The organism is Litchfieldella qijiaojingensis (assembly GCF_014651875.1).
Lineage (GTDB): Bacteria > Pseudomonadota > Gammaproteobacteria > Pseudomonadales > Halomonadaceae > Litchfieldella > Litchfieldella qijiaojingensis.
The window spans coordinates 152,762-177,313 of sequence record NZ_BMXS01000003.1; the positions used below are offsets into that span (position 1 = coordinate 152,762).

Sequence of the window (24,552 nt, forward strand, 5' to 3'; positions counted from 1 at the left end):
AGGATATCGGCCGCTGTCGAATTTTCTTTAGTCGATAGCCGTTCGTGGCGACAGCCGTGCCAATCGGTCGCCAAACAGGTAGGCGCCGAGAGCGACCAGGATCAGCATGGCACCGGCGATCATCGAGGCAGTTGGATGCTCACCGTTCAATCCCATGCCCAGCCCCAGAGCCAGTACCGGTGTGATCAGGGTGACCAGGGCAACGGTGGCCGCGGACAGCCGCGACAGGATCAGGTAATAGCACAAGAAGCCTAGCAGTGAGCCGAACACACCGAGGTAAAGCACCGCCCATAGCCCACGTGTCGAAAGTGGCATGGCCAGGGGTTCGCCGCTGGTGAACCATAGCATCGCGAAACAGGGCATGCTGAGGATCAGGGCGCCAAGGGTTTGATTGAGCGGCTTGAGGCCGGCACCCACGCGCTGCACGGCAATGCCGCTGCCACTGAACAGGGTTACCGCTGCAACCATCATCGTTAGGGCGCCAAGTTGTCGAGTGCCACTGGACAGCGAGTCGGCGAAGATCACGGCCAATCCAATCACGCCCAGTACACACCCCAGCCAGTGCCAGCGCTTGAGCTTCGTTGCCCCGGGCAAGACCTGCAGGATCAGGCCCGAGATCAACGGTGCCAGACCAAACATTACCGACATCATGCCGGAGGGCAGGGTCAGGGAAGCGCGGTAGCTCAACGCCATGGCACCGAAAATCCCGGGCACGGCGGCGGCATAGCTGGCTAGCGCCCGCGGATGCCAGGCGAGGCGTCCCCCGATGACCTTGAGAATCGCCAGGCCGAGAATCGCGGCAATCGCCATGCGCAGCCACACGCTGCCCACGGGGGCGCCAGCCTCGGCGCTCCACTTGATGGCCAGCGGCGTGGTGGCCCACACCAGTACCACGATCAGATAAGCCGGTCCGGTTGGCATGACATCGTCCTTTGAAGAGGGCAAGACAGCATGGGATAACGCCAGGAAGTTGCATCCGGGCGGGAAATCGTTTGGACGTTAACCATTACCATGAAAAAAGCCGCCGCGTCGAGACGAGCGTGGCGGCTTTTCTCTCAGCTCGAAGAGAAGAGATCAGCTTTCGGCCTGCTCCTTCATCAGCCTGGGATCGCGGCCGATCGGGTGCGGCTCGCCGCGCGCCTTGGCCAATTCGATCTGCTTCTGGCGCTCGCGGGCGCCGGCACGGGTCTTCTCGGGTAGCGAGTCCCAGCAGTGCGGGCAACTCACGCCGGGCTCGTAGTATTCAGAACGCTGATCCTCGGCGGAGATCGGCATGCGGCAAGCGTGGCACTGATCGTACTCGCCTTCGCGCAAGTCGTGGCGTACCGTGACTCGGTTGTCGAACACGAAACACTCGCCGCGCCACAACGACTTCTCCTCGGGCACCTTTTCCAAGTAGTTCAGTACACCGCCCTTGAGGTGGTAGACCTCTTCGAAGCCTTCGTCGAGCATGAAGCTCGACGCCTTCTCACAGCGAATACCGCCGGTGCAGAACATCGCCACCTTCTTGTGCCGGGTCGGGTCGTAGTGCTGGCGCACGTAGTCTGGGAACTCGCGGAACGATTTGGTCTTTGGATCGACCGCACCCGCGAAGGAGCCGATGGCCACTTCATAGTCGTTGCGGGTATCGATCACCAGCACCTCGGGATCCGAGATCACCTCGTTCCAATCCTCGGGCTCGACGTAGGTTCCCACGCGGCGGTTGGGGTCGACGTCTTCCACGCCCAAAGTGACGATCTCCCTCTTCAGTTTGACTTTGGTGCGGTAGAAGGGCGGGATGTCGCAGTAGGATTCCTTATGGTCGATATCGACCAGCCGTGGATCCGCTTGCAGCCAGGCAAGTAACGCATCGATGCCTTCGCGTGGCCCGGCCACGGTGCCATTGATGCCTTCCTCGGCGAGCAGCAGTGTGCCCTTGACGTCGTTGTCGAGCATTACCTGACGTAATGGCTCGCGCAGGGCTTCGTAGTCTTCGAGCGTGACGAACTTGTACAACGCCACGACGACGATTCGCTGGGAATCGCTGGAATGGGTCATGCAGTGTCTCCTGGTTGTCGTCCTCGCAAAGGACGGACCGGGGGGGAACGGGCTGAGGAGGCGTATTTTACGCCAGCGTGAAACGGCGTGCATCCGTCGGGCCGATACATGCCGCCCCCGACGCCGTGAGGGGCGCCGGGGGCGGGATCGTCATGTACCGCGAGGCATCACTCCTCGAAGTTGGTCTCGGAGTAGAGCACGCGCAGGCGCAGGGTGTGGTTGACCTTCTTGAGCGCCGCCAGCGCCTGGGGGCCGTAGGCCTTGTCGACGTCGATCACCACGTAGCCGACTTTTTCATTGGTCTGCAAGTACTGACCGGAGATGTTGATGTCGTTCTCCGACAGCACGTGGTTGATCTCGGACAGCACGCCGGGCACGTTGTCGTGGATATGCAGCAGGCGATGCTTGTCCGGATGCGCCGGCAGAGCCACTTCGGGGAAGTTGACCGAGGTGATGGTGGTGCCGTTGTCGGAATAGGTGATCAGCTTCTCCGAGACCTCGACGCCGATGTTCTCCTGGGCTTCCAGGGTCGAACCACCGACGTGCGGGGTGAGGATGACGTTCTCCAGACCGCGAAGCGGGCTGACGAACTCCTCGTTGTTGCCCTTGGGCTCCACTGGGAAGACATCGATGGCCGCGCCAAGCAACTTGCCGCTCTTGAGCGCTTCGGCCAGTTCCTCGATCACCACCACGCTGCCGCGCGAAGCGTTGATCAGGATCCCTCCCTGCTTCATCAAAGCGATCTGTTCCTTGCCGATCATCCACTTGGTGGAAGGCAGTTCAGGCACATGCAGGCTGACCACGTCGGCACGTGCCAGCAGTTCCTCTAGGCTGCCGACCTGGCGGGCGTTGCCCATGCCCAGCTTGGTGACCACGTCGTAGTAGATGACGTCGAAGCCCAGCGATTCGGCCAATACCGAGAGCTGGGCGCCGATGTTGCCATAGCCGACGATACCCAGAGTCTTGCCACGGGCTTCGTGGGAGTTCTTGGCCGTTTTCAGCCAGCCGCCCTGGTGGGCGCGAGCGCTCTTCTCGGGAATCCCGCGCAGCAGCATGATCGCCTCGGCGAGTACCAGTTCCGCTACCGAGCGGGTATTGGAATAGGGCGCATTGAATACCGGGATGCCGCGCTTGAGCGCCGCACCGAGGTCGACCTGATTGGTGCCGATGCAGAAACAGCCCACCGCCACCAGCTTCTCGGCAGCGTCGAACACGCGCTGGGTCAATTGGGTGCGGGAGCGAATGCCGATGAAGTGGACATCGCGGATCTTCTCGATCAACGTCTCTTCATCGAGCGAGGTCGACAGGTGCTCGATGTTGGTGTAACCGGCATTCAGAAAGTTGTCCACCGCGCTTTGGTGGACGCCCTCGAGCAGCAGGATCTTGATCTTGCTCTTGTCCAGGGAGGTTTTGGCCATGGTCGAATCAACCCTTTCCGCGGCGAAAGCCGCTTGCTAATCAGTATGATATTTCGCCTGTTGGCCTGTCGATGTCGAGAGCAGCGACCCAGGGAGGAGAACAGGAAGGGGCTGCCCGGATGCAGTGGCGAGAGACGCCCGGGGCGCAACAGGGCCACTATCCTAGCACAGCCATGCCGTATCCCGGCGGCATAGCGTGATGAAAATGCTGCGCCGCAAAGATGAACGCCTTGCAAGTGGACACCATTCAGGGCAGACGCACCCCGGGGGGGAGCGTGTATACTGGGCCTCGATTTCTGGCCCGGTATGGGACTCCGGTGCCTATTCTCGAACGGCCCGCACGATGAGCGAGACGCACCATGGCTGACAAGGACACTGGGTTACCCGAGCATGAGGCGCCCCTTGATTTTGCGGCGACCCTCGAACGGCTGGAGGCGTTGGTCAACCAGCTGGAATCCGGCGAATTGTCGCTGGAGGATTCCCTGAAGGCATTCGAGCAGGGCGTGAACCTGACCCGTGATGCTCAACGCCGGCTCGACGAGGCCGAACTCAAGGTGCGCACTTTGGTCGAGCAGCCGGATGACAGCCTGCATGACATGCCCTTCGCGGGGCCAGATGCGGGAGATGCTGGTGAACGCTGATCTCTCGGCGCTGGAAGCGCGTCTGGCGAGTGACCGGGCACGTGTCGATGCGTGGCTCGAACGTCTGTTCAATGAACGTCTGCCGGCGGCGCCGCAACTCGAGGCGGCGATGCGTCATGGCGTGCTGGGGGGAGGCAAGCGACTGCGCCCGATATTGGTGTACGCCACGGGACGTGCCTTGGGTGCCTCGGTCGAGGCGTTGGACGCCCCGGCTGCGGCGGTGGAGCTGATCCATGCCTATTCGCTGGTGCACGACGACCTGCCGGCGATGGACGACGATGACCTGCGGCGTGGCCAACCCACGGTCCACAAGGCCTTCGGCGAAGCGACCGCGATCCTTGCCGGCGATGCGTTGCAGACGCTGGCCTTCGAGGCATTGACGCTCGTCGAGCACCCCCGCCTCGGGGCCCTGATCCGCACCCTGGCCGCGGCCTCCGGACGTGATGGTATGGCGGCCGGCCAGGCGCTGGACCTGGCCGCGGTTGGCGGCCACCCTGATGTCGAGTTGCTGGCCAAGATGCATCGCCACAAGACTGGCGCGCTGATCCGTGCCGCGGTGCGCCTTGGGGCACTGGTGGCCGTGGCCGAGAACGATCCGCGGTTGAGCGCCCTGGATGACTATGCGGCGGCTATTGGCCTGGCCTTCCAGATCCAGGATGACATTCTCGATGTCACTGGCGACCCTGCCAAGTTAGGCAAGGCATCGGGAGCCGACGCGGCACGCGACAAACCCACGTACCCGGCCCTGCTGGGGCTCGATGGTGCCCGTGCCAAGGCTCGCGCCCTGCTCGATGAGGCCTTGGCGTCGCTCGCCCCGTTGGGTGAGCCTGCGGCGCCGCTTGCCGATCTGGCCAGGTATATGATCGAGCGCGACCATTGACGAGACAGATACTTTCATGAAGCTGTTCGACGAAATACCCGCCGAGCGCCCGGCGACACCTTTGCTCGATACTCTCGACACACCTGCCGCGCTGCGAGCCATGAGCCAGGCGCAGCTCTTGCAGGTCGCCGACGAGCTACGCGCTTACCTGCTCTATAGCGTGGGTTGCAGTGGAGGCCACTTCGGTGCCGGTCTGGGGGTGGTCGAGTTGACCGTAGCCTTGCACCATATCCTGGAGACACCGCACGATCGGTTGGTATGGGACGTGGGCCATCAGGCCTATCCGCACAAGATCCTCACCGGTCGTCGCGAGCAGATGCCGCGCATTCGACAGCATGGTGGTCTAGCGGCCTTCCCACGGCGCGCCGAGTCGGAGTACGACACGTTTGGCGTGGGTCACTCCAGCACCTCGATCTCGGCGGCGTTGGGCATGGCGCTGGCGGCACGCACATGCCGCGAGAAACGTCGGGTGTGCGCGGTGATCGGCGATGGCGCGCTGACCGCCGGCATGGCCTTCGAGGCCCTGGCGCATGCCGGTCATGTGGATGCCAACCTGTTGGTGATCCTCAACGACAACGAGATGTCGATATCCGAGAACGTCGGCGGCATGGCCAGCTACCTGGCGCGGATCTTCAGCAGCAAGCCCTATACCATGATGCGCGAGAACAGCAAGAAGGTGCTCTCGCATCTGCCGGGGGCACTGGAATTCGCCAAGCGTACCGAAGAGCATATGAAGGGCATGATCAGCCCGGCCACGCTGTTCGAGGAGATGGGCTTCAACTATATCGGTCCCATCGATGGGCACGACCTACCGATGCTGGTGCACACGCTGCGCAACATGCGTGACCTGGAGGGACCTCAGTTCCTTCACATCAAGACGCGCAAGGGACGCGGTTTCCAGCCCGCCGAGTCCGATCCCATCGGCTATCACGCCATCACCAAGCTGGAGAAGGAGCCCTCGCCGCCACCCAAGGTCGAGTCCAGGCCCCCTGAGCCGACCCAACCGCAAACGAAACCAAAGCCCAAGAAGTACTGCAATGTCTTCGGCGACTGGATCTGCGACATGGCGTCGGTTGACGAGCGGCTGATCGGCATCACCCCGGCGATGCGAGAAGGCTCGGACTTGATCCGCTTCTCCAAGGAATATCCCGGGCGCTATTACGACGTAGCCATCGCCGAGCAGCACGCCGTCACGCTCGCTGCCGGCATGGCTTGCGAAGCCATGAAACCGGTAGTGGCGATCTACTCCACCTTCCTGCAGCGTGGCTATGACCAGCTCATCCATGACGTGGCCGTCCAGTCCCTGGACGTGACCTTCGCCATCGACCGCGCCGGCCTGGTCGGCGAGGATGGCCCAACCCATCACGGTGCTCTGGATCTCTCCTATTTGCGTTGCATCCCGGGGTTGGTGGTGCTGGCGCCGGCCGACGAGGCGGAATGCCGCGCCATGCTCAGTGCCGCCTATCACCATCCCGGCCCGGCGGCGGTGCGCTATCCGCGCGGCAAGGGGCCTGGCGTGGCCGTTCCCGACTCGCTGGATCCTATCGAGATCGGCAAGGCGGAACTCAGGCGCGAAGGCAAGCGTATCGCCCTGCTGGCCTTCGGCAGCCTCAATGGACCGGCGGTGGAGGTGGCCGCGCGACTGGATGCGACGCATCTCAACATGCGCAGCGTCAAGCCACTGGACCGCGATGCCGTGCTGGCCGCCGCCCGTGACCACGACCTGCTCGTGACCCTGGAAGAGAACGTGGTCGCCGGTGGTGCCGGCAGCGCGGTCAACGAGTTGCTGGCGGCGGAAGGGCTATTGTGTCAGGTGCTCAATCTGGGGTTACCCGACGTATTCGTCGAGCATGGCAAACCTGCCGAGTTGCTTGCCGACTGCGGCTTGGATGCCGTGGGTATAGAGGCAGCGATTCATCGGCGCCTGGATTGAAGGTGTTAAGCCACGTCACACCAATGTTACGGTGAAAAACCATGTTGATAGCGACAGTGATTGGGGCAGTGCTGGGATATATGATCGGTGGCCCGCTGGGCATGCTGATCGGGGCGGCACTCGCTTATTGGGGTGTCCAGCGCGTGTTGCGGAAGAGCGTGCTGGGAAAACTGGCCGGAATACAGGCGCAGTTCCTCGATTCCACCTTTGCGGTGATGGGTTGCCTGTGCAAGGCGGATGGCCAGGTCACTCAAGACGAGCTGGAAGTTTCCAAGCAGTTGTGGGATCGCCTGCGGCTGAACGCCGAGCAGCGTGAGCGAGCCAAGGCGGCATTCAACCGCGGCAAGGCGCCCGACTTCGACCTGGACGCGGAACTGGCGATTGTCCGCCGTATCACCGGCGGTCAGCGTGCGTTACTGCAAGTATTCCTGCAGGTGCAGCTGTCGGCTATAGCCGCCGATGGGGTACTGCATCCCGCCGAGCATGAGATGCTGGTGCGGGTGGCGCGAGGCCTGGGCTGCTCGGAGGCGGAAATCGAGCAGATCGAAGCCATGCTGCGTGGCGGCGGTGCCCAGGCGCCGGGAGCCGCTTCCGAGAAGTCGCTGGAGGATGCCTATCGAGTGCTGGGTGTCGATGCCAGCGCCAGCGATGCCGAGATCAAGCGCGCCTATCGCCGCCTGATGAGCCAGAACCATCCTGACAAGTTGGCCAGCAAGGGCTTGCCGGAGAGCATGAGGGAAGTGGCCAAGGAGCGGACGAGCGAGATCAGTAACGCCTACGATCTGATCAAGAAGACACGCGAGCGTCAGGCCGCCTAAGCTTGGTTACAACATCATGATCGGCGTAGCGGTAATCGGCCGCATCAGAACGAGAGTCTTGCTGTCCTGGTGGATATCATCGAGGGTGGGAAATGGGGTGTCGTCAGGCGGGATAAGGCAATACAGCGGTATACACGGCGAAGTAGTGGCAGGTGCTGCCACCGAGTACGAACAGATGCCAAATGGCGTGATGGAAGGGGATGGCGCGAATCGCGTAGAAGACCATGCCTACGCTGTAGGTAACGCCGCCGGCGATCAGCAGGACGATGCTGGTTGTCGACAGGCGATGCAGCATCTCACCAAAAGCAACCACGATTAGCCAGCCCATGACCAGATAGGCGGTCACTCGCAACATGCCGAAGCGGTGTGGCCAGAGCAGCTTTAGCGCGATGCCGCCGAACGTCAGCCCCCAGACCAGTGCCAGCAGCGTCCAACCCAGTGGGCCGCGCAGGTTGACCAGCAGAAAAGGTGTGTAGGTGCCGGCGATCAGGCCGTAGATGGCGCAATGGTCGAGTTTCTGGAAAGTGCGCTTGAGCTTCGGATGTCGGCTGCCGTGATAGAGCGTCGAGGCGGTATAGAGCAGGACCAGCGTGACCCCGTAGAGACTCACGCCGACGATTTTCCAAGGATCGACATCTGCAGCCAGGCTGGCGAGCACGATCAGCGTTATGATGCCGGCGAGGCTCAGTACCGCACCCACCCCATGGCTGATACTGTGCAGGAGTTCTTCGCGAAAGCTGTAGGGGATATCGTCGAGGGGCCGCAGGTCCGTCATGATGAGTTCTCCATGACACGTCAGACCCGCCTGTCGTCAGTCTGTTCCCTAGAGCCCTGGAGCTGAGTTCAACGAGCTTTGAATTTAGGGTGCCGGCGCGGGTTCAGGGCTCGCGGTCGATATCGACATTCGGTGCCTGGGTAAAATCGCCGAGCGCCATCATATGCCCGAGCTTGCCGGCCTTGGTCGCCAGGTACTGCTCGTTGTGGGGATTGAGACCGGTGGTGATCGGCAGTCGCTCGGCGACGGTCACGCCATCGCGGGTCAGCGCCTCGACCTTGCGCGGATTGTTGGTCATCAGCTTGAGCGCGGCGACGCCCAGATGCTCGAGCATCGGCACGCACAGGTCGTAGCGCCGCAGGTCGGCGCCGAAGCCTAGCCGCTCGTTAGCCTCTACGGTATCGGCTCCCTCGTCCTGCAGGTGATAGGCGCGGATCTTGTTGAGCAACCCGATACCGCGCCCTTCCTGGCGCAGATAGAGCAGTACGCCTCGACCCTCGTCGGCGATGCGCTTCAGTGCCTCCTGGAGCTGATAACCGCAGTCGCAGCGCATCGAGAACAGTGCATCGCCAGTCAGACACTCCGAATGCACGCGGCCCAGCACCGGTTCGCCGTCGGCGATATCGCCCAGCGTCAGGGCGATATGGTCCTTGCCGGTGGCCTCGTCCTCGAAGCCATGCATGGTGAAGGTCGCCCAGGGGGTGGGCAGCTTGGAGGCGGCGATGAATCGGATCGTCACAGGGAACCTCGATGATAGACGACGGCGGTGCCGGCAAGTGAAGCGGCCATTCTAGCAGGATCGTACTCGCGACTCACGGCGGCGCCTCACCAGTCGATGAATATTGCCAATAAATGGGGGAAACGAGGACAGGAATCAAGCCGGGTGTGCCATGTTTGGGTACAATGCGGGCAAATTCGCAAGCGGTGTCCCGACCATGGAACTCAACAACGATCGCTTTCTGCGTGCCTTGGCACGTCAACCGGTGGACCGCACCCCGGTATGGATGATGCGGCAGGCGGGCCGCTATCTGCCGGAATACCGCGAGATACGTGGCCAGGCCGGCAGCTTCATGGACTTGTGTCGCAACGCGGAGCTTGCCTGCGAAGTCACCCTGCAGCCGCTGGAGCGCTACCCGCTGGATGCCGCCATCCTGTTCTCGGATATCCTGACCATTCCCGATGCCATGGGACTTGGCTTGTATTTCGAGACTGGCGAGGGCCCCAAATTCCGCAAACCGGTGCGCACCGTGCAGGACGTCGACGCGCTCGAGGCGCCGGACGCCGAGCGCGATCTCGACTACGTGATGAATGCCGTGCGCACCATTCGTGGCGAACTGAACGGCCGGGTTCCGCTGATCGGCTTTTCCGGCAGTCCTTGGACTCTGGCCACGTACATGGTCGAAGGCGCTTCGAGCAAGGACTTCCGGCATGTGAAGACCATGCTCTACGATACGCCGGACACCATGCATCGGTTGCTGGATCTGCTGGCCCAGGCGGTCACCGACTACCTCAATGCCCAGATTCGCGCTGGCGCCCAGGCGGTGCAGATCTTCGACACTTGGGGCGGCGCGCTGTCGACGCCGGCTTATCTGGAATTCTCGCTGCGTTACATGGAGCAGATCGTCGCCGGTCTGATCCGCGAGCATGAGGGGCGTCGGGTGCCGGTGATCCTGTTTACCAAGAACGGTGGCCAGTGGGTAGAACACCTTGCCAGTGCCGGCCCCGATGCCGTGGGACTGGATTGGACCACCGAACTATCCGAAGCGCGGGCCCGTGTCGGCCATCGCGTGGCGCTGCAGGGCAATCTTGATCCCAATGTGCTATTTGCAAAGCCCTCGGCGATCCGTGCCGAAGTGGCGCGCATTCTCGACAGCTACGGTGAGGGGCCGGGGCATGTGTTCAACCTGGGCCACGGTATCAGCCAGTTTACCGATCCCACGCATGTCACTGCCTTCATGGATGCGCTGCATGAACTGAGCCCGGCCTATCACCGCGGGATCGCGCATGGCTGAGCTCGCCTGGCTCAAACGCTGGCACGATCGGCGGCGGTTATGGGCCGTTCTGGCCGTGCTGATTGCGGCGGCGATTGCCATCGGCAGCTTGACACCGGCCAGCGAGATGCCCGAACGGTTGCCGTGGGACAAGTTCAATCATTTCGCCGGCTATGCCGGCCTGGCGGGATTGGTGGGACTGGCAGGAATGCGCCTGGCGGGAACCTTCATCGTGACTGCGCTCTATGGCATCGTCATCGAAACGTTGCAGATAGCGGTACCGGGACGCAGTGGCGGTGATGGGTGGGACATCCTGGCCAATTCGCTGGGCGCTGTCACAGCGGTGCTGGTGTTGTATTGGTTGCGTCGGGGCGTTCTGGGTCGCCAGCGGTAGTCCCCGGCATTCACTTTTGTTCATACGAGGCTCCAAGATGACCAAGTCTCTCGACGCCAACTGGTTCACCGAGGTCAGCAATGGCGACGGTAGCGCCTTCTCGCTGAAAATCATCGAGAAACTGCTTGATGTGCACAGTCCCTATCAGCACCTCGAGGTCTATGCCACAGAGACCTATGGCAACCTGATGGTGCTCGATGGCTGCGTGATGCTGACCGATCGCGATAACTTCCTTTATCACGAAATGATGGCGCACCCCGCGTTGTTCACCCATGCCGACCCCAAGCGGGTGGTGATCATCGGTGGCGGCGACTGTGGCACCTTGCGCGAGGTGCTCAAGCATCCGGGGGTCGAGCATGTTACGCAGATCGATATCGACGAGGAAGTCACCAAGGCCGCGAAGCGCTTCTTCCCGGCCTTGACCGAGTCCAATGACGACCCGCGCGCCGAACTACTATTCGCTGATGGCGTGAAGTGGGTCGACGCGGCTGAGGAGGCCAGTATCGATGTCATGATCATCGATTCCACCGATCCGGTAGGGCCAGCGGAAGGCCTGTTCAAGACCGACTTCCTCAAGCGTTGCCACCGCATCCTCAAGGATGGTGGGGTTATCGTGCAGCAGAGTGAATCGCCGCTCTATCACAGCGGCTCGATCATCCGCGATCTGCGCGAGGGCATGCGCGAGGCCGGTTTCGATAGCGTGGCGACGCTGCCGTTCCCGCAGCCGGTCTATCCTTCCGGCTGGTGGAGCGCAACGCTCGCCGGCAAGGGCTGTGACGTGACCCGCTTCCGCGAAGCCGATGCCAGCGCCACCGACCTGGCACTCGACTACTACACCGCTGAAGCCCACCGGGGCGCCTTGGTGCTTCCGCCTTTCATGCGTCGTTTGCTGGATTGAGCGGATAACGTTTTCCCCATTTTTCAGGCCTTTCCTACGCATGCCCCCTCATCCTGGGATGAGGGGGCATGCGCATTTCGGCGCCAACGAGGCGCAAAGCCGACTTTGTGGGCCCGATCTTGCACTGTCATGGTGTCGTCATGGCCTCGAGATGATAGATGTGGTTGGCAGGATCGACTACACAGACCTGACTTTTTGCTGTATTTCCTGCGTTGAATAAATGTTATCGCCAAGACATCACGCGGATGTAACGGTCTTTGCTAAGGTGCATGTCACATGCGCAAGCATGCACGACTTCCATACCATCCGAGGGAACTACACATGTCGTACAAGAACAACAAACTGGTAATGCTGACCTCCGTTGCCGCCCTGGTACTCGGGGCGAGTGCTACCACCCAGGCCGCGACGCTCGACGATACCCGTGAGCGCGGCGTGGTGCAGTGCGGTGTCAGCGACGGCCTGCCGGGTTTCTCGGCGCCGGATGATCAAGGCGAATGGCAGGGCATCGACGTCGAAGTCTGCCGGGCGGTCGCGGCGGCGGTCTTCGGTGACGCCGAAGCGGTGCGTTATGTGCCACTGAATGCCGTGGAGCGCTTCACTGCCCTGCAGTCGGGCGAGGTCGACGTACTGTCACGCAACACTACCTGGACCACCACGCGTGATACGACTCTGGGCCTGAATTTCGCCGGCGTGACCTTCTACGATGGCCAAGGCTTCATGGTGTCCAAGGACCTGGGCGTCAGCAGCGTGGAGGAACTCGATGGCGCGGCGATCTGCATACAGGCCGGCACCACCACCGAACTCAATGTGGCCGATTACTTCCGTGCCCATGACATGCAGTTCGACCCCATCGTCTTCGACACTTCCGAGCAAACCGTCGGCGGCTTCGAGGCTGGCCGCTGTGACGTCCTGACGTCGGATACTTCGCAGTTGGCTGCGTTGCGTATCCAACTGTCCGATCCGGACAATGCCATGATCCTGCCCGAGGTGATCTCCAAGGAGCCGTTGGGGCCGGTGGTTCGTCAGGGCGACGACCAGTGGTTCAACATCGTCAAGTGGTCGCTGTTTGCCATGCTCAACGCCGAAGAACTGGGCATCAGCAGTGACAATGTCGACGAGATGCTGAATTCCGAGAATCCCAATGTCGCGCGCTTGCTTGGCCAGGACAGCAACTTCGGCGAAGGCATGGGACTTTCGGCCGACTGGGCCTATAACATCATTAGCCAGGTCGGCAACTATGCCGAGATCTACGATCGCAACGTGGGCATGGATTCGCCGCTTCAGATCGAGCGTGGCATCAACGAACTGTGGAACAACGGCGGTATCCAGTACGCGCCGCCGGTACGCTAAGCGTCCCGCCTGGACTCCGGTCGTCATCGACCGGAGCATGTATGTCGACCCCAGGGCCGGATGATCCCGGTCCTGGACCGTCGTGATCGATCCTGTTTGACTCCTGGCGGAGACGTATCCCATGTCTGCTCGACCCAAGGTCCCGACTCAGGGCCCCAAACCACCGTTCTGGCGCGATCCCGCCAAGCGGGCCCTAGTCTTCCAGCTACTGTTGGTGGCGGGTGTCGCGGCCTTCCTACTGACCATTATCGGCAACACCCAAGCCAACCTGGCGGCGCGCGGCATTACCACCGGCTTCGGTTTTCTCAACGACACTGCCGGCTTCGGCATCGTCCAGACCCTGATCGACTACTCGTCGCAAAGCACCTACGGCCGAACCTTCGTGGTCGGGCTGCTCAATACCCTGCTGGTGGGGGGGCTGGGAGTGCTGGCAGCGACCATCGTCGGCTTCATCGTCGGCATCGCGCGGCTGTCGCCCAACTGGTTGATCTCGCGACTGGCCAATGGCTATATCGAGATCTTCCGTAATATCCCGTTGCTGCTGCAGATCTTCTTCTGGTACTTCGCCGTGCTGCGAGCCATGCCCAGTGCTCGCGACAGCATGTCCTTCGGCGAGGTGATCTTTCTCAATGTGCGTGGCCTCTACCTGCCCCAACCGCTGTTCGAGTCCGGCTTCGGCTTGATCCCCTTGGCGTTCGTGGTCGCGATCGTTGCCAGTATCGCGTTGACGATCTGGAACAAGCGCCGTCATGAGGCGACCGGCAAGCGTTTGCCGGCGGGATGGATCTCGCTGGCGCTGATCGTCGGCCTGCCGCTTGGCGTGCTGGTGGTAACCGGCGTCCCCGTGACCTGGGAGGTGCCGGAGCTGCGTGGCTTCAACTTCCGCGGCGGGATTACCGTGATTCCCGAGTTCCTGGCATTGTGGCTCGCGCTGTCGATCTATACGGCCTCATTCATTGCCGAAATCGTGCGTTCGGGTATCCAGGCCATTTCCCATGGCCAGACAGAAGCCGCCCAGGCCTTGAGCCTACCCCAGGGACTGGTACTGCGCTTGGTGGTCATTCCCCAAGCCTTGCGCGTGATCATCCCGCCGCTGACCAGCCAGTACCTTAATCTGATCAAGAACTCCTCGCTGGCCACGGCCATCGGTTATCCCGACCTGGTGTCGGTGTTCGCGGGCACCACGCTTAACCAGACCGGGCAAGCGATCGAGGTCATCGCCATGACCATGGCGGTCTACCTGACCATCAGCCTGCTGGTGTCGATGTTCATGAATTGGTTCAACGCCCGAGTGGCGCTGGTGGAACGCTAGGAGAGGCGCCATGATTCATAACCGCACGATGATCGAAGCGCGTCCGGCGCCATCCGGAACCATCGGGCCCATCGCCTGGCTGCGTGCCAACCTGTTCAGTGGGCCGATCAACAGCATCTTCACGTTGCTTGGCCTCTATTTGCTGTATGTACTGCTGATGCCAACGATCCAGTGGGCATTGATCAATGCCGATTGGATTGGCACCAGCCGTGAGGACTGTTCACGTACGGGGGCTTGCTGGGTGTTCATCAATGCCCGTATCGGTCAGTTCATCTACGGGCTGTATCCGGGCAGTGAGATTTGGCGGGTCAACCTGACCTTCGTCACTTTCGCTGCGCTGATCGCCTGGCTGGCGATTCCCCGGCTGCCATTCAAGCACTGGGTGGCAGCGGTCGCCCTGCTCGGGTTTCCGCTATTCGCCTATTTCCTGCTCTACGGCGGCCATTTCGGATTGGACGTGGTGGAAACCCATCGCTGGGGCGGGTTGATGCTGACCCTGGTGCTGGCCGTGGTGGGTATGGTCGCGGCCCTGCCCATCGGCGTTCTACTGGCGTTGGGGCGGCGCTCGCACATGCCCATCGTCAAGAGTTTTTGTGTGGTGTTCATCGAGTTCTGGCGTGGCGTGCCATTGATCACGGTGCTGTTCATGGCCTCGGTGATGCTGCCGTTGTTCATGCCCACGGGCGTCAGCGTCGATCGGCTGGTACGGGCCCTGATCGGCATCACCCTGTTCCAGAGCGCCTACATGGCCGAGGTGGTGCGCGGTGGCCTGCAGGCGATTCCCCGTGGACAGGAGGAGGCCGCCGCGGCACTGGGCATGAACTACTGGAAGCGCATGGGCCTGATCGTACTGCCTCAGGCGCTGAAGATGATGATCCCGGGAATCGTCAATACTTTCATCTCTCTATTCAAGGACACCACCCTGGTGATGATCATCGGCCTGTTCGACCTGCTGGGCATCGTGCAGGCAGCACTGTCGGATTCGCGTTGGCTGGGCTTCTCGCTGGAAGGCTACATCTTCGCTGGGCTGATGTTCTGGATTTTCTGTTTCAGCATGTCGCGCTACAGCCAATATCTCGAACGCAAGCTGCATACCGGCCACAAGCGTTGAGCAAGCAAGGACAATTCCAAATGAGTGAACAAGCTTCCATTTCCCAGACTGGTACCGAGACCTCGATGGTCGAGATGCGCGGTGTCAACAAATGGTACGGCGATTTCCATGTGTTGCGTGACATCGATCTGACGGTCAGTCGTGGCGAGCGCATCGTCATTTGCGGACCTTCGGGCTCCGGCAAGTCGACGCTGATCCGCTGCATCAATCATCTGGAAGAGCATCAGCAGGGCGAGATCGTGGTGGGGGGCATGCCACTGACTCAGGACGTTAAGCGCATCGAGCAGATTCGCCGACGGGTAGGCATGGTATTCCAGCACTTCAACCTGTTCCCGCATCTGACGGTGCTGGAAAACTGTTGCCTGGCGCCGATGTGGGTGCAGAAGAAGCCGCGCCGCGAAGCCGAAGCACGTGCCATGCAATATCTCGAGCGGGTGCGGATCGCCGAACAGGCGAAGAAGTATCCGGGACAGTTGTCGGGTGGTCAGCAGCAGCGGGTGGCGATCGCCCGTTCGCTGTGCATGCATCCGGAGGTCATGCTATTCGACGAACCTACGTCGGCGTTGGACCCCGAAATGATCAAGGAAGTGCTCGATGTCATGGTCGAGCTGGCCCAGGAAGGCATGACCATGCTCTGCGTGACCCATGAGATGGGCTTCGCCAAGACCGTGGCCGACCGGGTGATCTTCATGGACCAGGGGCAGATCATCGAGGAGAACGCACCGGAGCCGTTCTTCAACCATCCGCAGTCCGAGCGTACCCAGTTGTTCCTCAGTCAGATTCTCGGGCACTAAAATGTTCGACAGGAAGACAAGACGACGCCTCGGCCTTGCGCCGAGGCGTCGTGCTTTGGGGAAGCCGGTGTTACAGCCGTGGCTCGTGGCGTGATGGTGGCTCGGAGACGGCACCAGCGGCGAGATCCAGGGTCGGTTCATCCTGGCGCTGGCGGCGTTTCGGGGTTGCTGGCTGAGTGACGCGAGCCGTCCCGAGTACGGTGTCTTCGGCATCATGGCGTCTGGACGCACTGGTCCAACTGTCATTGGCGTCATGCACAGCCGGGCGGCGATCGAAGGAGCGGGTAATGACCGCCCCGGGAGCGAAACCGGCACGCAGGTTGGCCAGATGGTAGGGCAAGAGCCAGAGTTCGGCGAGCAGCCGAGCGCCTGCCATGGCCAACAGCAGCGTGCCACCCCCCAGGACCAGCTCGGGCCAAGCCCCGGCCCAGCTTGTCTCGGCAAGCCAGGGGGTGCGAGGTGCCAGCCAGGCGATACCGGCCACCAGCAGACTGAGCTGGATGACCAGGTGAGTGAATATCAGGGTGCGTCGTGACAGGGGGTGACGCGGAAACAGAAACTGTCGCATGTGAAGGACCTCCCGGTGAATCGGCACTCGCGATGTTGGCCGGTTGCGCCGACTTCCATGCCGGCGCCACAGATGCTACCCCACTTTATGGAAAAACGGCAGTGGCCAGACCCTGATCGGAATATTGACCGCCGGCTGTACCCTTGCCAATCTCGATAAGGTAAGTGTCGAGGTGGTAGGAACCCAAGGAGCACATATGACGACGTATATCGTGGTGGCGGACTCGGCTCGGGCACGTGTTTTTACCCGCGACGCCTTGCAACTGGTGGAACAGGACAGCCTGGTACATGCCGAAGGGCGCCTGCACGAGGGTGACCTGGTGACAGATGGCCGCGGTGACGTACACGAGTCGACGACTACTACCGCCCGAGCATCGGGTGGCGAGAATGCCGTCTCCAATCACCATGCGGAAATATTCGCTAAGGAGGTGGCTGAACGGATCTATCGAGCGCGCGTCGAAAATCATCTGCAGAAGCTGATACTGGTAGCGCCACCACGCTTTCTGGGGCTCCTGCGCGACAAGCTCGATCCCCCTTCCGGCAAGCTGATCATTCATACCTTGGCCAAGGACCTCTCTAAGGCAAGCCAAAGTGAAATTCAAGAGGCTGTCAGCGACCTGCGCTGAATGTCTTCGTTTTTTGGCTAAAGCCTGAGCCATCTCTGCCGATAGGGGACAACGGTGGCGCGTGGCACCCGCGCGCCGCCGTTCTGGAAAACGCCCCTATCAGCGAGAGTGTTCATGGTTTCCTCCCTGCGTATACGCATCCTGATCGCCACCTTGGTGGTGATCGCTTTGGCACTGGCAATCAATGGCATTGCCAGCTATCTGACCGTGAAGTCCCACAATGATGACCAGGTGAGCCGACAACTGGCGTCCGTGACCCAAGGTCATGCCCTGGCAATCGGTGAGTGGATCGGTGCTCGCACCAGCATGATCGAAGCGGCACGTGCCCCGGTGGCGGGTGACGCGCCTGTCACGGCACTGGTCCAGTTGGCCGAGTCCGGTGGCTTTCTCTCGGCCTACCTGGGCAAGCCCGACGGTAGCCTGATCGCTTCCGATGGGTGGGTGCCGCCCGACGACTATGACCCGCGACAGCGTGGCTGGTATATCGATGCCACCGAGCGCGGTGAGACCATTGTCTCGCTGCCCTACGTCGACGCCAATTCGGGACAGGTGGTGGTGTCTTTTGCCACTCCGGTCGAACGAAGCGGCACGCTGGTCGGCGTGATCGGTGGCGATGTGGTGATTGATGACATCGTTGCCGACATCGCGGCCATTCAGCCGACACCTTCGAGTTTCGCCTTCCTGAGCAGAGGAGGAGAGACACTGATCGCCCATCCCGACGCCGATCTCATCCTGGAGCCCGTGACCCGGCTGAGCGACGACTTGACGCCACAGACGATGGCGGCACTGAGCCGCGATGGAGAGAGACGTGCCATCGATATCGAGGGGCGCGGCAAGCGTCTTGCCGTGGTGCCTATCGCGGGTAGCGACTGGGAGTTGGGCGTGGCGCTCGATACGCGTGAAGCCAATGCTGGACTGCGAGGCATCATTCACACATCTCTGATCACGTTGCTGGTGGTGGCGGCTATTGCCGCGGTGCTGCTCGGCATGTGGCTCAAGCGCTCACTGGGAGGCCTGGTGCGGGCTCGCGATGCCATGGAGAACATCGCCAGTGGCAGTGGTGACCTGACGCGTCGGCTGCCGGAGGAGGGGAGCGATGAAGTGGCGCAGATCGCCTCGGCATTCAACCGCTTCGTCGCCAAGATGGAAACGGTGATGTTGACCATTCGCGACAGCAGTGAGGCCGTGCGCGTCGCCGCCACCGAAATTGCCAGCGGCGGTCAGGATCTGTCACGGCGCACCGAAACCGCTGCCGCCAGCCTGCAGCAGACTTCGGCCTCGATGGAGGAGATCACCAGCACCGTGGAACACACCGCCGAGTCGTCGCGGGAGGCCGACTCACTTTCCCAGTCGGCGTCTTCGGTGGCGACACGCGGTGGTGAGGTAGTTTCCCGAGTGGTCAGCACCATGGATGAGATTACCGATTCCTCGCGGCAGATCGCCGAGATCGTCACGCTGATGGACGGCATCGCCTTCCAGACTAATCTGCTGGCGCTCAATGCCTCGGTGGAGGCGGCACGGGCCGGTGAACAGGGTCGCGGCTTCGCGGTGGTGGCTGGCGAGGTGCGCCAATTGGCCGGCCGCTCGGCCTCCGCCGCGCGCGAGATACGCGCATTGATCGACACCTCGGTGGCCCGGACCGAAGAAGGTGCCGAACTGGTGCGCACCGCCGGTACCACCATGGGGGAAATCGTCGATAGCATTACCCGGGTGGCTGACGTACTGGGTGAAATCACCACCGCTACCGCCGAGCAGAGTGACGGGGTCGGTCAGGTCAATGTGGCGGTCTCCGAACTCGACCGCATGATCCAGCAGAATGCCTCGCTGGTCGAAGAGTCGACCACGGCGGCTGAGCAACTCAAGGATCAGGCGGACCGGCTGGCCACGGCAGTGGGAGGTTTCACTCTCAGCCAGGAGCGGCCATCAAGCATCTCGCCACAAACGTTGCAGATCCGCCAAAAGGAGTATCCGCGCCTCGAGTCGGCCTGAGTGCAGCATTCCTCCCACGCCTGCCCGGCTTCGACCGGGCTTTCTCGACGACCTTGGTTCAGGGAATATAGGGCAGGTCGATCTCGTCGCTGCGCTCGATGCCTTCGGTCATCTGCCGGCACAGGCGCAAGAATTCGCGCATGCCGGTAGTTAGATACTTGTGGCGATGCCAGATGAAGGAAAACTGGCGCCGCAGGTCCAACTCCGGGGTCGGCAATGGTACCAGGCTGCCACGGCGGAAGGCATCGCGTAGCGCCAGTCGCGACACGCAACCGATGCCCAGCCCCGATTCCACGGCACGTTTGATGCCCTCGGTATGCTCCAGTTCGAGCAGGATGTTGAAACGTCCACGGCGGTGCCGGGCGGCATGCTCGAGGGTCAGTCGTGTCCCCGAGCCCTGTTCGCGCATGATCCAGTCGGCGCGCAGCAAGCGGTCCATATCCAACTTGCCGACGTTGGCCAGTGGGTGGAGCGGTGAGCAGAACACTACCAATTCGTCCTCTACCCAAGGCTGCATCACCACATCCTCGTGCTGACAATCACCTTCGATCAGACCCAGATCAAGTTCGTGCTGCACGATGCGTTCGATAATGGCGGCCGTATTGCGTACCTGAAGCCGTACTCGGCTATCCGGATGGCGTTGTAGAAAGTCGCTGATCAGCAGGGTGGCCAGATAGTTGCCGATGGTCAGAGTGGCGCCGACGTCGAGCGAGCCTATTCCTCGCTGGCCGCGCAGCAGTTCCTCGATTTCCTCGGCACGATCGAGCAGGGCTACCGCCTTGGGCAGGATCTGGAAACCTAGTGCGTTGAGTTTGAGGCGCTTGCCGATGCGGTCGAGCAGCTGACAGTCGAATTGGCGCTCGAGCTCGGCCAACGCCGTACTGGCCGCCGACTGCGACAAGGACAGGGCATGGGCGGCTCGCGATACGCTTTCGTGTTGGGCGACGGCGACGAAGACTTCCAATTGACGCAAGGTGTAACGCACGATGGGCTCCCAATGGTCTACATATCCATATTATAGATAAGCTTTATCCATACTACCCATTTAACAGATATGAAATAGGGGCTTAGAATTACCAACAAAGTTAATCAAGCGATGTTATTCGCTAATGGAATATGAAGGAGCCGGTCGTGAGCAAGTTTGCCCTGGAAGAAGTCCTCAGCGTCCATCACTGGAACGACAGTCTATTCAGCTTCCGCACCACGCGTGAGCGTAGCCTGCGCTTCAAGAACGGTCAGTTCGTGATGATCGGTCTCGAGGTGAACGGCAAGCCCCTGATGCGCGCCTACTCCATCGCTAGCCCCAACTACGAGGACCACCTCGAGTTCTTCAGCATCAAGGTCCCGGACGGCCCGCTGACCTCACGCCTGCAGCATCTCAAGGTAGGCGACCAGATCATGGTCAGCCGCAAGCCCACCGGTACTTTGGTCACCGATGACCTGCTGCCCGGACGCAACCTCTACCTGCTGTCCACCGGCACGGGTCTGGCACCGTTCATGAGCCTGATCCAGGATCCCGAAGCCTACGAACGCTTCGAAAAGATCGTACTGATCCACGGTGTGCGCCATGTCAGTGAACTCGCTTACGCAGACTTCATCACCAAGGAGCTGCCGGCTCACGAGTACCTGGGCGAAGAGATCAGCGAGAAGTTGGTCTATTATCCGACGGTTACCCGCGAGGAGTTCCATACCATGGGACGCCTGACCGACCACATCAACAGCGGCAAGCTGTTCGAGGACACCGGCCTGCCGGTGATCGATCCCAAGCAGGATCGCGCCATGATCTGCGGCAGCCCGTCGATGCTCGACGACACTAGCGCCCTGCTCGACGACCTCGGCTTCCAGATCTCGCCACGCATGGGCGAACCTGGCGACTACGTCATCGAACGTGCCTTCGTCGAAAAATAAGTCTTGAAGCTGGAAGAGCGCCGCTTCGCGGCTGGAAGTCATAAGCTAGAAGCTTGAAGAGCGGCGCTCCGCGCCTGGAAGCTGGAAGAGAAAAGCCCCTGCAGAATTGAATTGCAGGGGCTTTTCTTGGTTTGTCATTAAGCTGTCAAGCTCTGCCTAGCTTCGAGCTTCGAGCTTCGAGCTTCGAGCTTCGAGCTTCGAGCTTAGACCGCATCCTTGCCGGTTTCGCCGGTGCGGATACGGATGACCTGCTCCAGTGCCGAAACGAAGATCTTGCCGTCGCCAATTTTTCCAGTATTGGCCACTTGAGTGATGGCATCGATGACCTGGTCGGCCATGCTGTCATCCACCGCCACCTCGAGCTTGACCTTGGGCAAGAAGTCGACCACGTATTCAGCCCCCCGGTACAACTCGGTGTGCCCTTTTTGTCGCCCGAAGCCTTTGACCTCGGTGACGGTGATGCCCTGAACGCCGATCTCGGAAAGCGATTCCCGAACGTCGTCGAGCTTGAACGGCTTGATGATGGCAGTCACCAGTTTCATGGTCCTTACTCCTCGCATCTGTTGTGCGGGCGGCGCACCGAAGCCCCCACATGATCTTTAGCATTGCCGAGCGGTATTGGCTGTCAAGCATACACTGCTCGGGCAAGGATTAAAAAAGGCCCCCCGAAGGAGGCCAGGGGAGCACGCCAGCTCACTCGGTGTGTCGCGATCACTTCTTCGCGCCATTGAACTCGGGATAGGCCTCCAGACCACATTCGGTCAGGTCGACCCCTTCGTATTCTTCCTCTTCGCTGACCCGGATACCCATGATTGCCTTGAGGATCAGCCATACCACCAGGCTCGCAATGAAGACCCAGCCAAAGATGCCGATGATGCCGATGATCTGGGCGCCGAAAGAGGCGTCGGCATTGCTCATCGGGACCGCCAGTACACCCCAGATGCCAGCCACACCATGCACCGAGATGGCGCCGACAGGGTCGTCGACCTTGAGCTTGTCGAGCGTCACGATGGAGGCGACCACGATGGCCCCGCCGATAGCACCGATGATGGCCGCACCCAGGGCAGGGGGCGAGAGCGGATCAGCGGTGATGGCGACCAGGCCAGCCAGGGCACCGTTGAGCGCCATGGTCAGGTCGGCCTTGCGGAACCACAGCTTGGCCAGTACCAGGGCGGCGATCACGCCAGCGGCCGCTGCGGCATTGGTGTTGACGAACACCTGGGCGACGTTGTTGGCGGACGCGGCATCGGACATCTTCAGCTCGGAACCGCCGTTGAAGCCGAACCAGCCCATCCACAGGATGAAGGCGCCCAATGTTGCCAGTGGCATGTTGGCACCAGGAATGGCGTAGATGGAGCCATCCTTGCCGTACTTGCCGGCGCGAGGGCCGAGAACGAGGACACCGGCCAGGGCTGCCGCTGCACCTGCAAGGTGCACGATGCCGGAACCGGCATAGTCGGAGTAGCCGACTTCGGAAAGCCAGCCGCCACCCCAGGTCCAGTAGCCTTCCACCGGGTAGATGAAGCCGGTCATGATCACGGCAAAGGCCAGGAAGGCCCAAAGCTTCATGCGTTCGGCCACGGCACCGGAGACGATGGACATGGCGGTGGCCACGAACACCACCTGGAAGAAGTAGTCGGAACGCATGGAGTAGTAGGGGGCGTCTGCGCCGCCGGCGGTGATGGCATCCAGGGAGTTCTCGACGCCGATCAGGACTCCCAGACTGGGCAGGAAGCCGCCACTGGTGCTGGAATACATGATGTAGTAGCCGATCAGCAGGTACATGGTACAAGCGACGGCGAACAAGGCGACGTTCTTGGTCAGAATCTCGGCGGTATTCTTGGAGCGTACCAAGCCGGCCTCGAGCATCGCGAAGCCGGCGGCCATCCACATGACCAGCACGCCGCAGACCAAGAAGTAAAAGGTATCGAGCGCGTAAGTCAGCTCTGATAGTTCTGTCATTTAATAATCTCCTGAGCCAGCGTCATTCTTCGATGGTTGCGTTGGCGCGAAATCCTGCGTACCCCGGTCCGGCCTGAAAGGAAATCAGACCGCATCGGCACCGCGCTCGCCGGTACGAATCCGGATCACGTCTTCCAGTGGGGTCACGAAGAGCTTGCCGTCACCGATCTTGCCGCTATTGGCAGCGGTACGGATGGCATCGAGCACGCTTTCCAGACGGTTGTCGTCCACGGCGACCTCGACTTTGACCTTGGGCAGAAAGTCGACGACGTACTCGGCGCCACGGTAGAGTTCGGTGTGACCTTTCTGACGACCGAAGCCCTTGACCTCGGTCACGGTGATGCCCTGGACGCCGTTGTCGGCCAGCGCTTCGCGGACATCGTCAAGCTTGAATGGCTTGATAATGGCGGTGATGAGTTTCATCCCAGATCTCCCGTCAATGGCGTGCTATCAATCGGCTTGCGCCTATTGTGCATCAAGCGCAAAGCATGCCATGATCAATAAAGTTCTTTTTAATCAGGTTGTTGGGCGGGTTTCTTCACTGCCCTAACAGCAAGGGGCTGCCATGTCGGCAGTTGAATGCATCGAAATGGTGCGTCGTTGCCGTGTCGGTGCATCAAGTTGGCGCATGCGCTTCGCAGTGCCCTTGCGTATCCTGTAGGAAGTCACATGTCACGGAGCGAGGAGTGATCCATGGTGAACAATGACCGCATCAGCCGGTTGGCGCAGCGGCTTGGTGAACGTCTTCAGGATGCTTCGCATGCTCCTGAGGAGTTGCAACGTGGGGTACAACAGGTCATGCGCGGCGCCTTCGATCGCCTGGAACTGGTATCACGCGAGGATTTCGATATCCTGATGGATGTCCTTCAGCGTACTCGGGCGCGTGTCGAGGCACTGGAGAAGCAGGTTGCGGCACTTGAGGCGACGCTGGAGGCACGGCAGCCGACTGAACGGCCGGTGGTCGAGCATCGCGGCGATACCCCGCCAGCGGAGGATGCTGGAGCGGGAGAAGCGAGCAAACCGCCCTCCCGTGATGATGATTGACCTGGACCGGCTCTCCAACGGCAGGTAGTCGAATCAAGGAAGCCGGTCGCTACCGGGCAATGACTGCGCCACCGCCGCACAGCGGGTAGGTGGCGTGTACTCAG

At 61.3% G+C, this 24,552-nt stretch carries 25 protein-coding genes; 15 read left to right on the forward strand and 10 right to left on the reverse strand.

From position 1 onward, the window contains the following. Window positions 1-27: 27 nt before the first annotated feature. The 3 genes from IE093_RS04850 to serA all read right to left on the reverse strand — a co-directional run bounded on the left by IE093_RS04850 (window position 28) and on the right by serA (window position 3,455). Window positions 28-921, reverse strand: coding sequence for a DMT family transporter (locus tag IE093_RS04850; protein ID WP_189466739.1), 894 nt, complete (start codon window positions 919-921; stop codon window positions 28-30). A gap of 153 nt (window positions 922-1,074) precedes the next feature. Then, the gene (gene trhO, locus IE093_RS04855; protein WP_189466741.1) at window positions 1,075-2,037 is read right to left on the reverse strand and encodes an oxygen-dependent tRNA uridine(34) hydroxylase TrhO; all 963 of its coding nucleotides are present in this window, start codon (window positions 2,035-2,037) and stop codon (window positions 1,075-1,077) included. Between the two features lie 167 nt (window positions 2,038-2,204). Then, window positions 2,205-3,455, reverse strand: a complete 1,251-nt coding sequence (serA, locus tag IE093_RS04860) for a phosphoglycerate dehydrogenase (protein WP_189466743.1) — start codon at window positions 3,453-3,455, stop codon at window positions 2,205-2,207. A gap of 359 nt (window positions 3,456-3,814) precedes the next feature. Between serA and IE093_RS04865 the strand changes: the two genes are divergently transcribed. The 4 genes from IE093_RS04865 to djlA are packed head-to-tail and all read left to right on the forward strand — an operon-like array spanning window position 3,815 to window position 7,727. Next, complete coding sequence (locus tag IE093_RS04865; RefSeq protein WP_189466745.1) at window positions 3,815-4,096, forward strand: exodeoxyribonuclease VII small subunit; 282 nt, start codon at window positions 3,815-3,817, stop codon at window positions 4,094-4,096. Then, entirely contained in the window at window positions 4,080-4,976 is an 897-nt protein-coding gene (ispA, locus tag IE093_RS04870) for a (2E,6E)-farnesyl diphosphate synthase (RefSeq protein WP_189466747.1), read from the forward strand. Before IE093_RS04865 ends, ispA begins: the two co-directional genes overlap by 17 nt. A gap of 16 nt (window positions 4,977-4,992) precedes the next feature. Then, window positions 4,993-6,909, forward strand: coding sequence for a 1-deoxy-D-xylulose-5-phosphate synthase (dxs, locus tag IE093_RS04875; protein WP_189466748.1), 1,917 nt, complete (start codon window positions 4,993-4,995; stop codon window positions 6,907-6,909). Between the two features lie 41 nt (window positions 6,910-6,950). Beyond that, on the forward strand, window positions 6,951-7,727 hold the full coding sequence (gene djlA, locus IE093_RS04880; protein WP_189466750.1) for a co-chaperone DjlA: 777 nt from the start codon (window positions 6,951-6,953) through the stop codon (window positions 7,725-7,727). Window positions 7,728-7,830: 103 nt separating this feature from the next. Here the strand turns inward: djlA and trhA are convergent, their stop codons facing one another. Beyond that, complete coding sequence (trhA, locus tag IE093_RS04885) at window positions 7,831-8,502, reverse strand: PAQR family membrane homeostasis protein TrhA (protein ID WP_189466752.1); 672 nt, start codon at window positions 8,500-8,502, stop codon at window positions 7,831-7,833. Between the two features lie 103 nt (window positions 8,503-8,605). After that, window positions 8,606-9,241, reverse strand: a complete 636-nt coding sequence (ribA, locus tag IE093_RS04890; RefSeq protein WP_189466754.1) for a GTP cyclohydrolase II — start codon at window positions 9,239-9,241, stop codon at window positions 8,606-8,608. A 196-nt stretch (window positions 9,242-9,437) separates the two neighbouring features. Between ribA and hemE the strand changes: the two genes are divergently transcribed. From hemE to IE093_RS04925, 7 genes are all read left to right on the forward strand, one after another. Beyond that, entirely contained in the window at window positions 9,438-10,514 is a 1,077-nt protein-coding gene (gene hemE, locus IE093_RS04895; protein ID WP_189466756.1) for a uroporphyrinogen decarboxylase, read from the forward strand. After that, window positions 10,507-10,887, forward strand: coding sequence for a VanZ family protein (locus IE093_RS04900; protein WP_189466759.1), 381 nt, complete (start codon window positions 10,507-10,509; stop codon window positions 10,885-10,887). The genes hemE and IE093_RS04900 overlap by 8 nt, the downstream gene beginning before the upstream one ends. A 37-nt stretch (window positions 10,888-10,924) precedes the next feature. Then, the gene (gene speE / locus IE093_RS04905) at window positions 10,925-11,785 is read left to right on the forward strand and encodes a polyamine aminopropyltransferase (RefSeq protein WP_189466761.1); all 861 of its coding nucleotides are present in this window, start codon (window positions 10,925-10,927) and stop codon (window positions 11,783-11,785) included. A 321-nt stretch (window positions 11,786-12,106) separates the two neighbouring features. Continuing rightward, a complete protein-coding gene (locus tag IE093_RS04910; protein ID WP_189466763.1) occupies window positions 12,107-13,135 on the forward strand; it encodes an amino acid ABC transporter substrate-binding protein in 1,029 nt (342 codons plus the stop codon). A gap of 121 nt (window positions 13,136-13,256) precedes the next feature. Further along, window positions 13,257-14,447 carry an amino acid ABC transporter permease gene (locus IE093_RS04915; RefSeq protein ID WP_189466765.1) on the forward strand — a complete coding sequence of 397 codons (1,191 nt, stop codon included), beginning with the start codon at window positions 13,257-13,259 and terminating at the stop codon, window positions 14,445-14,447. A 10-nt stretch (window positions 14,448-14,457) separates the two neighbouring features. Then, complete coding sequence (locus tag IE093_RS04920) at window positions 14,458-15,558, forward strand: amino acid ABC transporter permease (protein WP_189466767.1); 1,101 nt, start codon at window positions 14,458-14,460, stop codon at window positions 15,556-15,558. A gap of 65 nt (window positions 15,559-15,623) precedes the next feature. Continuing rightward, the gene (locus IE093_RS04925; protein WP_189467010.1) at window positions 15,624-16,352 is read left to right on the forward strand and encodes an amino acid ABC transporter ATP-binding protein; all 729 of its coding nucleotides are present in this window, start codon (window positions 15,624-15,626) and stop codon (window positions 16,350-16,352) included. Window positions 16,353-16,422: 70 nt separating this feature from the next. Here IE093_RS04925 and IE093_RS04930 read toward each other — a convergent pair whose 3' ends face one another. After that, complete coding sequence (locus IE093_RS04930) at window positions 16,423-16,920, reverse strand: hypothetical protein (protein WP_189466769.1); 498 nt, start codon at window positions 16,918-16,920, stop codon at window positions 16,423-16,425. 196 nt (window positions 16,921-17,116) lie between these two features. On the opposite strand from IE093_RS04930, the gene IE093_RS04935 reads away from it, so the two are divergent. Both IE093_RS04935 and IE093_RS04940 read left to right on the forward strand, forming a co-directional pair. Next, window positions 17,117-17,545: a host attachment protein gene (locus tag IE093_RS04935; protein WP_189466772.1), complete on the forward strand. Its 429-nt coding sequence runs from the start codon at window positions 17,117-17,119 to the stop codon at window positions 17,543-17,545. A gap of 114 nt (window positions 17,546-17,659) precedes the next feature. Beyond that, window positions 17,660-19,534: a methyl-accepting chemotaxis protein gene (locus tag IE093_RS04940; protein WP_189466773.1), complete on the forward strand. Its 1,875-nt coding sequence runs from the start codon at window positions 17,660-17,662 to the stop codon at window positions 19,532-19,534. 58 nt (window positions 19,535-19,592) lie between these two features. On the opposite strand, the gene IE093_RS04945 is transcribed toward IE093_RS04940, so the two are convergent. Beyond that, the gene (locus IE093_RS04945) at window positions 19,593-20,519 is read right to left on the reverse strand and encodes a LysR family transcriptional regulator (protein WP_189466775.1); all 927 of its coding nucleotides are present in this window, start codon (window positions 20,517-20,519) and stop codon (window positions 19,593-19,595) included. A 131-nt stretch (window positions 20,520-20,650) separates the two neighbouring features. On the opposite strand from IE093_RS04945, the gene IE093_RS04950 reads away from it, so the two are divergent. Further along, window positions 20,651-21,442, forward strand: a complete 792-nt coding sequence (locus tag IE093_RS04950) for a ferredoxin--NADP reductase (RefSeq protein WP_189466776.1) — start codon at window positions 20,651-20,653, stop codon at window positions 21,440-21,442. 203 nt (window positions 21,443-21,645) lie between these two features. On the opposite strand, the gene glnK is transcribed toward IE093_RS04950, so the two are convergent. From glnK to IE093_RS04965, 3 genes are all read right to left on the reverse strand, one after another. Further along, window positions 21,646-21,984 (reverse strand): P-II family nitrogen regulator, encoded by a 339-nt coding sequence (glnK, locus tag IE093_RS04955; RefSeq protein WP_189466779.1) that lies wholly within the window; start codon window positions 21,982-21,984, stop codon window positions 21,646-21,648. Between the two features lie 169 nt (window positions 21,985-22,153). Then, the gene (locus IE093_RS04960) at window positions 22,154-23,404 is read right to left on the reverse strand and encodes an ammonium transporter (RefSeq protein ID WP_189466781.1); all 1,251 of its coding nucleotides are present in this window, start codon (window positions 23,402-23,404) and stop codon (window positions 22,154-22,156) included. An 84-nt stretch (window positions 23,405-23,488) separates the two neighbouring features. Next, window positions 23,489-23,827, reverse strand: coding sequence for a P-II family nitrogen regulator (locus tag IE093_RS04965; protein ID WP_189466783.1), 339 nt, complete (start codon window positions 23,825-23,827; stop codon window positions 23,489-23,491). Window positions 23,828-24,097: 270 nt separating this feature from the next. Between IE093_RS04965 and IE093_RS04970 the strand changes: the two genes are divergently transcribed. Then, on the forward strand, window positions 24,098-24,448 hold the full coding sequence (locus IE093_RS04970; RefSeq protein ID WP_189466785.1) for an accessory factor UbiK family protein: 351 nt from the start codon (window positions 24,098-24,100) through the stop codon (window positions 24,446-24,448). Window positions 24,449-24,552 lie beyond the last annotated feature (104 nt).